The 11,452-nt window shown below is 47.1% G+C and carries 8 protein-coding genes and 5 pseudogenes; 7 read left to right on the top strand and 6 right to left on the bottom strand.

Annotation, left to right across the window (positions count from 1 at the left end):
* Both CWI66_RS16625 and CWI66_RS16620 read left to right on the top strand, forming a co-directional pair.
* Nucleotides 1–448: HipA N-terminal domain-containing protein (locus CWI66_RS16625; protein WP_198517606.1), on the top strand; the 448-nt coding region annotated here is incomplete at its 5' end.
* A 321-nt stretch (nt 449–769) separates the two neighbouring features.
* Nucleotides 770–2,791 carry a PhoX family protein gene (locus CWI66_RS16620; protein WP_100732287.1) on the top strand — a complete coding sequence of 674 codons (2,022 nt, stop codon included), beginning with the start codon at nt 770–772 and terminating at the stop codon, nt 2,789–2,791.
* Nucleotides 2,792–2,809: 18 nt separating this feature from the next.
* On the opposite strand, the pseudogene CWI66_RS16615 reads toward CWI66_RS16620, so the two are convergent.
* The 5 genes and pseudogenes from CWI66_RS16615 to CWI66_RS18100 all read right to left on the bottom strand — a co-directional run.
* A pseudogene (locus CWI66_RS16615) lies at nt 2,810–3,055 on the bottom strand (biotin-dependent carboxyltransferase family protein); the annotation flags it as partial.
* A gap of 150 nt (nt 3,056–3,205) precedes the next feature.
* Nucleotides 3,206–4,023, bottom strand: a pseudogene (locus tag CWI66_RS18455) (IS3 family transposase); the annotation flags it as partial.
* A 17-nt stretch (nt 4,024–4,040) separates the two neighbouring features.
* Nucleotides 4,041–5,149, bottom strand: a pseudogene (locus CWI66_RS16595) (IS3 family transposase).
* Nucleotides 5,150–5,266: 117 nt separating this feature from the next.
* Nucleotides 5,267–6,307, bottom strand: a complete 1,041-nt coding sequence (locus CWI66_RS16590; RefSeq protein WP_083844197.1) for an AGE family epimerase/isomerase — start codon at nt 6,305–6,307, stop codon at nt 5,267–5,269.
* Between the two features lie 13 nt (nt 6,308–6,320).
* Nucleotides 6,321–7,127 carry a hypothetical protein gene (locus tag CWI66_RS18100; protein WP_157808999.1) on the bottom strand — a complete coding sequence of 269 codons (807 nt, stop codon included), beginning with the start codon at nt 7,125–7,127 and terminating at the stop codon, nt 6,321–6,323.
* A 195-nt stretch (nt 7,128–7,322) separates the two neighbouring features.
* On the opposite strand from CWI66_RS18100, the pseudogene CWI66_RS16585 reads away from it, so the two are divergent.
* The 5 genes and pseudogenes from CWI66_RS16585 to CWI66_RS18725 form a co-directional block, all read left to right on the top strand.
* Nucleotides 7,323–7,855, top strand: a pseudogene (locus tag CWI66_RS16585) (transposase); the annotation flags it as partial.
* Between the two features lie 451 nt (nt 7,856–8,306).
* Nucleotides 8,307–9,344, top strand: a complete 1,038-nt coding sequence (locus CWI66_RS16580) for a hypothetical protein (RefSeq protein ID WP_100732284.1) — start codon at nt 8,307–8,309, stop codon at nt 9,342–9,344.
* Nucleotides 9,344–9,985, top strand: a complete 642-nt coding sequence (locus CWI66_RS16575; RefSeq protein WP_083844195.1) for a dihydrofolate reductase family protein — start codon at nt 9,344–9,346, stop codon at nt 9,983–9,985. The genes CWI66_RS16580 and CWI66_RS16575 overlap by 1 nt, the downstream gene beginning before the upstream one ends.
* 2 nt (nt 9,986–9,987) lie before the next feature.
* On the top strand, nt 9,988–11,043 hold the full coding sequence (locus tag CWI66_RS16570; protein WP_100732283.1) for an iron-containing redox enzyme family protein: 1,056 nt from the start codon (nt 9,988–9,990) through the stop codon (nt 11,041–11,043).
* 1 nt (nt 11,044) lies between these two features.
* Nucleotides 11,045–11,221, top strand: coding sequence for a Rieske 2Fe-2S domain-containing protein (locus CWI66_RS18725; protein ID WP_157808998.1), 177 nt, complete (start codon nt 11,045–11,047; stop codon nt 11,219–11,221).
* Nucleotides 11,222–11,224: 3 nt separating this feature from the next.
* Here the strand turns inward: CWI66_RS18725 and CWI66_RS16560 are convergent.
* A pseudogene (locus CWI66_RS16560) lies at nt 11,225–11,452 on the bottom strand (IS66 family transposase); the annotation flags it as partial.

Below are 11,452 nucleotides of genomic sequence, written 5' to 3'. Positions count from 1 at the left end.
AGCGGCATGGAGCCAGTCTCCGTGTCCGATTCTCGTTGAATTGGGAATCCTCGTCCTTCAGGGCGAGGAGCAGTCAATATCCATGCCGTTATCTTCGGCAAGCTATCGTGGCGCGGTGGTTTACAACTTCTTCGATAACCTGCTGCCCGACTCCGAGGCGATTCGCGCCAGAATGCAGGCAAAATTTCAGCTGGCGACCGGACACCCCTTTGACCTTCTCGCCGCCGTAGGCCGTGATTGTATCGGCGCTATTCAGCTGTATCCCGAGACAGACACCATACCCAATGTTCGACAGATCACAGCAGAGCCGCTGGATGAGACGGATATCGCGACATTGCTCAGCGGCTACCAAGAGTTGCCGCTTGGCATGCATCGTGATGGAGACTTCAGAATCTCGCTCGCCGGGGCGCAGGAAAAAATGGCTCTGCTTTGGCACAGGGAACGCTGACCATCATACAGAGCATACTCGCACAGGCTGACGTAGCCATGAGCCGGGTAGCGGCGCTGCTGCCGGATGATTTTCCTGACACCGTGAGTGCCTCCATCATGGAAGGACTGGGTCGACAGCTCAAGAGACTGGAAAAGGATATAGACCAATGACACCTGCTCCCTGTTCAGGTGCTATTCAGGCTTCGTCAAACCTTCACTCAACTGTCACGAGCATGACATGTTGCGCGCCGATGCTGCTGAGCAAGCCATATTGGCTGTTTCTCATATAAGCCAGCAAATGGTTAAGCCAGCAGTGGGCCGCTCATCAGGGAGATGTATCATGACGAAGAAAACCGTGGCAGGCAGTGTCGATAGCGTAATGGCTCAGGGGGATGAGCCGCTCAGCAACCGTTCCAGCAATGCCTATTTTGGCGATATTCTGGAGCGGCGCTTGAGCCGCCGAGGCGTCCTCAAAGGGGGGCTGGCAACGGTGATCGCGGGCCTGATGGCGACCAGGCTGCCGTTGACGCAAGCGCTGGCCGCCAATGCGGGCGCGGGTTCACCCACCATGGGATTCAACCCGGTAGGTATCAGCGCTGCTGATAACGTCGTGGTGCCTGAGGGCTATCGCGTGCAAAGCTTCATCCCCTGGGGAACGCCCATCACGGGCGATATGCCCGCGTTCAGCCTGGAAGCTTCCGGGGAGCAGCAGGCGCATCAGGTGGGCAGCCATCACGACGGCATGCACTTCTTTGCGCTGAACGGCAGCTCCACCGACGGCCTGTTGGTGCTCAACCATGAATACGTGGAACCACGCTTCTTGCACGCAGCGGCCAGTGGCCTGGCGCTGGACCGCAATGGCTTTCCTCAGCATGACGATGGCAGCCGCGATGCCGATCAGGTGATCAAGGAGATGAATGCCCACGGCGTGAGTGTCGTGCGCGTTCGTGCCAATGAGCAAGGCGAGTGGGAAGTGGTGCAGGATGCCCTGAACCGCCGCATTACTGCCCAAACGCCCATGCAGCTCTCGGGCCCGGTGGCGGGCACGGAGCACCTGATTACCCAGTACAGCCCGGAAGGCCTGATGACGCGTGGCACCTTGAACAACTGTGCCCACGGGGTCACGCCCTGGAATACCTACCTGGCAGCCGAAGAGAACTGGGCGGGCTATTTTGCCAACACGGATACCGACATCAATCGTCGCCAGTCGCGCTACGGGATCGAAACCCGCGACACCGGTCGTTATCAGTGGCACCGTGCCGATCAGCAGAGCGATCAGTTCAGCCGCTTCGATGCCAGTAGCCGAGGAGCCAGCCCGGCAGAGGACTTCCGTAACGAACCCCATGCGTTTGGCTGGATGGTCGAAATCGACCCGATGAACCCCGATTCCGTGCCGGTCAAGCGTACCCACCTGGGGCGCTTTGCCCATGAAGGCGTCATCTTTGCCCCTGCGGTGGAAGGGCAGCCCGTGGTGGCGTACTCCGGGGACGACTCCCGTTTCGAGTACATCTACAAGTTCGTCTCCCAGCGCCCCTTCGACGCCGCGACGGCGGACGGCAGCCTGTTGGATGAAGGCACGCTTTATGTGGCCAGGTTCAACGATGATGGCAGCGGCGAGTGGTTGGCGCTGGCCCCCGGCCAGAACGGCCTGACGCCCGAGAATGGCTTTGCGGACCTGGCGGATATCCTGGTCAATACGCGCAGTGCCGCCGACCATGTGGGCGCCACCAGGATGGATCGCCCGGAGTGGGGCGCCGTCGACCCGCAAACCGGCGACGTCTACTTCACGCTGACCAACAATACGCGCCGTGCAGAGGGCGACGAGCACCCCGCCAACCCGCGCGCCAACAACAGCTTTGGCCATATCATCCGCTGGCAGGAAGAGGGCACTCACGCAGGCGAGCGCTTTGCCTGGGACCTGTTCGTGCTGGCAGGCGACCAGAACGATAGCCGCGACCTGGCGGGCAATGCGCTGGTAGAAGACAACATCTTTGCCAGCCCCGACGGCCTGTGGATCGATGCCGACCGTCGGGTATGGATACAGACCGACATTAGCGAATCCGAAATGAACACCGGTATCTACGAAGTCTTCGGCAATAACCAGATGCTGGTCGCCAACCCGGAAACCGGCGAGATCAAGCGCTTCCTGACCGGGCCTGTGGGCCAGGAAATCACCGGCGTGGTGACCACTCCAGACCAGCGCACCATGTTCGTCAACGTCCAGCACCCCGGCGCCACCACCACCGAAGAAGCCTTTGCCGAAGGCCGCTTCACCAGCCACTGGCCGGAGGGCGGCAGCGCCATCCCGCGTTCCGCCACGCTGGTCATTACCCGTGAAGATGGCGGCATTATCGGCGCGTGAGTAGTGCTCTCAACGCCCTCACAACCAGGCATCCAGCAGGCGGCGATACGCCGCCTGCGCCTGGGTTGCGCTGATGGGCTGCAAACGCACTTCTGTACCCGGCAGGCACTGTGCCAGCCGGGCGCAGGCCATAGGCGTGAGGGCGCCCAAACGCGGGTAGCCCCCAATGGTTTGGCGGTCGTTCATCAGGATGATCGGCTGGCCATCGGGGGGGATCTGCACGGCCCCTAAAGGAATCCCTTCCGAGACGATGCCGCCCAGGCGATGTGCTCGGAGGTAGTGCCGCCACTCCTATCGACCGTCCAGGGCGTTATGACACCCCTATTGCCGAACAGGAAGACTGGCGCAGCGGTCTGCCGATTGCTAGGCCAGCTTATGGCGACCACACTATTCCCTGAGACGCAGCTGTAGTGGTCAACTAATACCGGACAGTAATTTAAGGTTTTCCTCAGCCACCACGGGAGGCAGGCCATCGTTAAACGAGTGAGGGCGCTGCTGGTTGTAGTAACCCATCAGATAGCTACTAACGTCTTTCTTGGCCTCAGGTAGATTTCGATATCCCCACGCCGGTATCCACTCTGATTGCAGGCTCCGGAACAGTCTTTCCATCGGCGAGTTGTCCCAGCAGTTGCCACGTCGGCTCATGCTTTGTTTCACTCGATAGCGCCAAAGTCTTTGGCGGAACTTGCGGCTTGCATACTGACTACCCTAATCGTAATGGAACATGACGTTCTTAGGCTGACCACGTTGTTCCCAAGCGTGATCCAGCGCTTTCACAACAAGATCTGCATCTGGGCTGGACGACATGGCCCAGCCAACAACACGACGAGCGTAAAGATCCAACACAACGGCCAGGTAGCTCCAACGCTGGCCACTCCAGATATAAGTGATGTCACCACACCAGACCTGATTGGGCTGGCCTAGTGCAAATTTGCGGCCAAGATGATTCGCAATATCAGGTCGCTCAACGGTCGCCTGCTCGTAAGCATGGGGCCCGGCTGCTTGCAGACCAACCCCATTTCGCTCATCAAACTCCGAACCTTGAAACGGCCGATGGTGACGCCTTCTTCGCTGAGCAACTTCTTGATTGAGCGGCTGCCCGCTGAGCTGCGACTCTTTTTGAAAAGGCGGCTTACCTGAGCTTTTAAGGCCAGACGTTCAACATCCACACGGTGCCGCCGCTGGCGGTACTCGTAGTAACTGGAGTGGCTAATATCAAACGCGTTACAGACCCGACGTCTCCCCATCTTCAGTAGCACCCGGGGTTAGAGTCTGACGTTACTTTATCGTGTTTTACCACCAATTGCTTGGCATAGGCTGCAGGGGTCAAGCCACTAAGACTCTTCTTCGGTCTTTCCTCGTTGTACTCACGCCGCCATGCCACGATGATCACCTTGGCGTGATGAAGGCTGGTGAACCAATGCTCATTCAGGCACTCATCTCGAAAGCGCCCGTTAAATGATTCGATGTAGTTGTTTTGATTGGGTTTTCCAGGCTCGATTAAAAACAGGGCAACACCACGTTGATGAGCCCACGTCAGCATGGCGCGCCCGCAGAACTCCTTGCCATTATCCGTACGAAGGGCGCCTGGTAGGCCACGCTGTAGCGCTAGATGATCCAGAACTCGTGTTAACATGGCACGGGCAGGCACGATAGCCACGGCTTCGTGAGTAGCGTCGTCGGCAATGGTGAGGTTCTTGATCACTCTCCCTTCCGCCGTGCGGTCAAACACAAAATCCATGGACCAGACCTGATTGGCAGCACCAGGGCGGCCAAGGGGTTTGCGTTCAGACAGGGGAATCTTCTTACGCTTGCGTCGCTTCACCTGTAACCGAGCCGCAGCGTAGAGGCGTTCGACGCGCTTGTAATTGACCTGTTCACCGGCTTGACGCAGCTTCAGGTAGATCATGCCCGCGCCGTAACGACGATGCCGGTGTGCCAAGGCAATAATGCGTTCACGCAGTGTCTCATTGCGGTCAGGGGCCGATTGGTAGCGCAAGGCACTGGCACTCATACGCATGACACGGAGCGCTCGGCGCTCACTCATGCCACGTGACACCATAAAACGCACCGCGTCTCGAGGTGCCGGGACGCTCACCACTTTTTTCTCAGCGCCTCGCGAGTGACCTCCCTCTCCAGGAGCTACTCCGCAAGCAGCTTTTTCAGGCGTCCATTTTCGGCTTCGAGCTCCTTGAGCCGTTTGGCATCCGGCACACTCATGCCGCCAAACTTGCTGCGCCACAGATAGTAACTGGCTTCCGAGAAGCCGTGCCGACGGCACAGCTCCTTGATAGGCAGCCCCGCTTCGGCTTCGCCCAGGAAGCTAATGATCTGTTCTTCGCTGAAACGCTTCTTCATGTCCCATCTCCTTAGCATAGGATCGGACTCTAAAGTGTAGCGCTACTCAATCTGGGGGTGACGTCGACCCTGTAAAACTATTGTCTAAGTCGTATGCATCAAAGTTTTTTAGCTGGCCTATAATTTTGGTCGAGCTTTTCTTAACACGGAGGCCATCTCTATTATGTGATATCCTGTGGTGGTTTTGCACTGTAACTTAACATCATCTTCATATTCTCTGTAATGGGAACTCCGAGTAAAAAATCTTCTTTCCATTACATTGTAATAAGATAAGCTTCTTTCGAATTCACCAACAAGTATGCTTGCTCTAATATACTCTAGGCTAGGCCATATTCTTTGTTTTTGATTAATAGGTAAAAAGCTGTCATCGTATTCATTAATAATTATTCCATGCTCATTTCTCTTTACGAGTGATAGAGATGCCCTATAAAGTGACTGTGCAATCTCATGAGCACCACTACTTTTTTCTAAATTAAGTAGTAAAGATACCCATTCAAAATTATGCCCTAACTGATAGCATTCAAAACTGCCATCTTCATTAGCATATTCAGCAATAATATTATTTTTAGGGTTTAAAAATTTATGCATGATGGTTTTGTAGTACTTTAAAGCATAACTTTCATTAATTATTTTCGTCTTTGCGCATTGAGTTAAAGACTCAAATATATGCATGGCAGAATTTTGTTCTATGCCAACTTTTAAATTTATTGGTCTGAATAGCAAGCCAGAAAGCGTAATATCTTCAATTAACTTCAGAGAATTTCTAATATCATTATTTAATTCTTTTTTTGGCATGGCATCAGAGTGAAGATAAAGAATAGATTGCGAATAAAGAAGAAAGCTCAACTCGTAAGCGGATAGCTTAGATAGTTCAGTAATATTGTGTTCTTTATCAAAATAAGAAGAGTACTCACTTTTGTTTTTTACAGCTTCGTAGAGCCTTATTGCTAGTTTTAACAATTTTTCATCGTTAAAATATTCGTAGCTTTTAAGAAGGAAGATAATGCCGCGAGTCTGACAAAGTAGTCTAGGAGAGGCGTTGGCTCTAAGCTCTTGTGAATCAGGGAAAATAACCTCCGGGACGAGACCAAAGCTATTGAGAGATGAGGAAATGTTGAAGATAAGCTCAGAAATGATTTTTTCACAATTTGAAAACATGAAGTTAATTCCATTAAATTTTTAATAATCTATCATTAAAGAAGTGAATACTTTCTTTTTCAATGATGTAAAGACCTTCTAAAGCGATAGGTTCTGGATGGAGTGAAACTGCGATATCACCCAGCTGATGTGACATGGTTTGTTTCTTTCGGTTTAAGTATGCATATTGCATAGATAAACTTTTAAGGGCTTTAGTATTTTCATCTGCTGAAATTACACCACCAACCAGCACTATTCTATCAGGCAGGTAAAGACATGATAAGTTAGACAGCCAAAGAGCTAATAGGGAAGTATATTCTTCTGACATATGAACTTTTGTTTTTTTCGTCTTGATTGTTTCTCTTACCAACCTGCTTCCATCTAGGTCTATAGCACAAAACCCAAACTCAGACCGTAAGATAGATATAAAGCCATCGTGTACATTTAAGTAACATGCGCAGGTACCTGTGCCTAAATTAACAACTAATGTAGATCCACTATAATACTTTGTTGCGCCCAAAGCAGCAGCAGCAACATCATTAACTGCATGTAACGACATTTTCTGTGAATGAAAAATTCTTTTGCATTCATCTATATCGAAGTTAAGAAAAGGAATATCATTGGAAAAAACTGCATTCTCTCCGATATGAGCTGCAAAAGCCGCCACAATTTTTGTAGCATATGGAGAGGTGTTCTTAACTAGCGAGATGAGCTTACTTAATGAGTTGATGTCTGATGTAGGTACATTGTAGGACCCATTCGACGACTTTATTTTTATATTAGTACCACCAACATCTAGGTAGGCCACGCTACTTTGAGAAGTGTCAATGTAAGTAATCATTTTTGCTCATAATTTTTCATTTGGTTTATAAGTTTTGCCCAATTCATCATTTCTTTATGTAAAGTGTAACCTACCATTTTGTAGCATGCTAGTAAGTTAAATGTCGAGGGTTAGGTACGACGTTGAGGCTGTAGAAAAACCCCTTTGACAGCCAGGTTTTGGTAGGATCGGGAAAACAGGCGGGGAGTGGTCAGCATGCCGCGCTTCAAGGTTTACAACTACGATCAGAACGCCATGGTGGTGATCAACTACCAGGATCAGCCTCAGCCTGGCACCTTCGAACACGCAGTGCATTACCTGATCGAGCATAAACTCGACTTGTCGGTTTTCCATCCGGGATATCGCAACGACAAGACAGGTCGGTTGGCCGATGATCCGGCCATCCTGTTGAAGATCATCCTGTTTGCCTACTCAAAAGGGATCACCTCCAGTCGCGAGATGCAGTGGTGCTGCGAGACCAATATCATTTTCAAAGCCCTGTCCTGCGATACCGTTCCCCACTTTACCACTCTGCATGCCGACGAAATTGAAGCGCTCTTTGAACAAGTGCTATTGGTGTGCCACGAACAAGGCTTACTGGGCAACGAACTCTTTACCATTGATGGCCGCAAGATGTCCTCCGATGCCTTTAAAGAGTGGTCGGGTACGTTCAAGGTGTTGAGCGAGAAGCGGGAGAAGCCTGGTTCGGCATCACCTGCTAGAGCACTACGCTCGTGATAAAGCCGAAACGGAAGCCGATTTGGATCGGGACATTCACCGAGCCAGGATGATCCTCTCACTAGATGCTGTTATGAACAAAGTGGATCGCTTCCTAAAGACGCACAGCCCAATGATGGACCGAGGGAAGCGAATTAATGAGGTGAAGAGCAACCTCACCGATAACGAAAGCGCCAAGATGATCACCAGTAAAGGCACGATCCAGGGTTATAATGGTGTGGCCAACGTCACCCCATCTTCAGTAGCACCCGGGTTTAGAGTCTGACGTTACTTTATCGCTTTTTAACACTAGTTGCACTGCATAGGCTGAAGGGGGCAGGCCATCAAGACTCTTCTTCATCAATGGATGACGTCGGGTAGGTATTTGCAATATTTCAAATTAGTGAATTTTTTGTTTCATCCGTTGACATGTTAAAAAAAAACAATATATCATCCTTTATTAAAATTATTTAGGTGGCGCTAATGAACGGTAAGAAAAGCTCTTTTGATTTTAGTTTCGGTACATTCGGAGTTCATGCTGCGCATGCTGAGGCAATTTCGGGAATAGCACCAACAATAAGTAAAAATGTATTAGCTGACCCTTTTGGAATGATAACGCCCGGAAATCATTTTTCAAATCTGATGTTTATGGATGGATATGGGTGGGTGTCAAGCCCTAGTAATGAGTTGTTTGATAAAAAAAAGGTTGAAGATATTACAATTGCTTTGACTGACTCTTTCTTAGATATTTCTGAGATAAAGGGCATGATAAAATCAGGCGACTTGGATATTGATGGTGAAATAATTAATCATGATGGTTGTGTAAAAGTAACAAAGATTTCGATACAACCTGTTTGGGATATAAAGAGTATATGTGATTATTATTCAGTTACTGAGGAGAATTATTTAAGCAAATTATTTAAGTATACCGGTTTAGAATCTGAGTCTTTTTTGAAAAAGAGAGTGTTTATTCCATCTGTTCCAGCTAATACTCTTTATGTTGTAACGAAAAAACCAATATCAATTGGAAGCTTGCATAGTTTAGATATTCTTAGAGTTCATGATGAGTGCAATAGCTCAGATGTATTCGGTTCAACTATGTGTAGTTGCAGGCCTTTTTTAATTGAGGGTATAGTAAAATCGATCAAGTCTGCTCAGTCAGGTGGTAATGCAGCAATATTGTATATGCGCCATGAAGGCCGTGCCATGGGCGAAGTAAGTAAGTTTTTAATATATAACCAAAGAAAATATTTTTATAAAAATAAGGTAACTGATTATTTCGGTAGTGCGGTGGACATTACAAATCATTCTGATATCAGGAATCAGGATATAGCAGCTGAAATATTATATTGGGCTGGAGTAAAAGTAGTAAAAAATTTTGTCTCAATGAGCCCTCACAAGACTAAGGCTCTAGGCGATAAAAATATAATAATTGAAAATACTGGAGTCAATTACCAAGAGATAATCCCTAAAGAATCAAACATAGAGATTGAAGCAAAAATCCTTGCAGGTTATAAATAATGAATAGCATAGTAACGTTATTAGTCGAGGTGAGTTTAAATGGAAAAATCGACGAAGGGAATGGTGTTTCAAGTAAATCATTTTATCGTTATCAAAATAGCTCTGTAAGAGATTTTACACATAAGATTAGATCTGAATCAGACTGTATAGTGATTGGGAGAAAAACTCTTGAAACTGATAATCCATATTTAAGTGTCGATCAGAAATTATTCCCAGGTAAGAAGATTTCTAAAGTTATTGTTGGAAGGAAGCCAATAAAAAATGAAAATTTAAATGTTTTTGATGGCAATGGAGATGTATATTTTTTAGGAAATATAAAGCACCCTATAGACTCTCGTGTAAGGTTAATGCCTGTAGATAAGAATGAGTTAGAAGCATGTGAAATTGTTTCTTCTTTAAGGTCAGCAGGTTTTAATAGAATATTGATAGAAGGTGGGGCGAAGCTTCTGGAGAAGTTTTTAATATCAGGTAGCTTTGATAGATTGATTATTAAGTCTATTCCAATATTATGCTCAAGCGGAGCAAGTGATTTTTTAGATTTAATAGACAGCCCAACCATTAAACTGAGTTTATTAAAAAGCTATACTGCTGGAAATGTTTCTGTTTCTGAATATGAGTTGTTAAAAACTGGATTAATGTAATCATGAATGAATTTCATTCTAGCCAGCTAGAGTTGTCAAAGTGGTATGTTTCAAACTACGTAGTATTAGTTGGAGGCGCACAAAATGAAGATGATAATTATAAAAGATTTGTTTCACAATACGATAGATGCGAGTTGGAAAAACTTTTTATTAAAAAACATGAGCATGAGGAATTTTTCCGGCGTCATTATAATAAAATAACACAAGATAATGCTGAATTTAATCTAAATCGCGAGATTGAAGAAATAAGTAAAAGCGATTGCGACCCAGTTGCTAAAACTCTTTTAAAACATAAACGCTTAGACTTATATAAAGTATATCTAATCCAAGCATCAATGGACTTACTGGCAGAAGCTTCTGCATCAGGCTTTGGTTGTCTTGGAGTTGGAGGAGAACTGCAGACTGATTTATTTCGAATATTAGTAGACGAATTTGGATGCGGTAATTATAGTGAGAAGCACTCTACTTTGTATGCGGTGCTAATGGAAAAATTTGATCTCGATTCAAGTTATTTACATTATCTAAAACATTTTTCAATTGATGCAATTGTTTTCCATAATTTTGTACATTTCCTGTTTCAGAACAGGCGTAATTTTTTCTTGCAACTCGGATTTCTTGCGTGCGCAGAATCATCATATAGGAAGTCAACACACGAACACAATGAGGCATTAAAAGAATTAGGGGTTGAAAATAAGTATAGGAAATATCATTCAGAGCACGCCCATATTGATATTTTCCATACGGAAATTATGCAGGATATATACGAGAATAAAATAAAAGAATTCGGTGATCTTGCAAAACAAGATTTCGCTGCAGGTTTTAAAATGACAGAGTTTTACGGTAAGCGTTTAGCTGACAGCATTTCTAATGCAATGGAATGTATTGTAGAAGCAGGCATGAAAAGTTTTAGTAATGATATGATTATAGATAGCGCTCTTATTTTTGAACCGTCTGATGAGGATGACGACTATCTAATTAGCGGCTCTTTTATTGTTAATAAAAAACAGCTAGAAAAACACAATCTTTGCGATTACCCATTATATAAGGTTTTGTATTAAAGTGAGTATTTTTTTTGTTGCGCGGGATATATATTTCCAAGGGAAAAGACTTTTATTAGTTGAGATAGACGGTGTTCATTACTCTATTGAAGATAAGTGTCCGCATAGAGGGGGGCTAATTAGTAGAGGAAAAATTTGCGAAAAAGGAATCATCTGTCCATTACATCATAAAATTTAGTAACTATTCAGCACCGGTTGGCTGAGTCGGGGCTTCTTGCTGCATGAAGGCTGGCACCTCCCCCGCAAACAGTTGCTCCAGTGCGGTATGCGCCGCTACCCCTTGCTTGACGGCGGTCGAGAGAAAGCTACGCATGCGGCAGAAGATCTCAGCACCCTCCCAGGAGCGGAAACAGCCCGAGATTTTCTGCTGGACCTTGGTCATTCGCAGATCGCGTTCCCCCTGGTTGTT

Origin of the sequence: Halomonas sp. 141 (genome assembly GCF_002810305.1) — a bacterium.
Classification (GTDB): domain Bacteria; phylum Pseudomonadota; class Gammaproteobacteria; order Pseudomonadales; family Halomonadaceae; genus Vreelandella; species Vreelandella stevensii.
Note: the sequence above shows the minus strand (reverse complement) of the source record. Positions and strands in the feature narration are given on the sequence as shown.

What these genes read in the sequence shown, in the direction of transcription:
- CWI66_RS16620 (WP_100732287.1), top strand. Translation starts at nt 770, where the DNA reads ATGACGAAGAAAACCGTGGCAGGCAGTGTCGATAGCGTAATGGCTCAG.
- CWI66_RS16590 (WP_083844197.1), bottom strand. Translation starts at nt 6,307, where the DNA reads ATGTTTTCAAATTGTGAAAAAATCATTTCTGAGCTTATCTTCAACATT.
- CWI66_RS18100 (WP_157808999.1), bottom strand. Translation starts at nt 7,127, where the DNA reads ATGATTACTTACATTGACACTTCTCAAAGTAGCGTGGCCTACCTAGAT.
- CWI66_RS16580 (WP_100732284.1), top strand. Translation starts at nt 8,307, where the DNA reads ATGAACGGTAAGAAAAGCTCTTTTGATTTTAGTTTCGGTACATTCGGA.
- CWI66_RS16575 (WP_083844195.1), top strand. Translation starts at nt 9,344, where the DNA reads ATGAATAGCATAGTAACGTTATTAGTCGAGGTGAGTTTAAATGGAAAA.
- CWI66_RS16570 (WP_100732283.1), top strand. Translation starts at nt 9,988, where the DNA reads ATGAATGAATTTCATTCTAGCCAGCTAGAGTTGTCAAAGTGGTATGTT.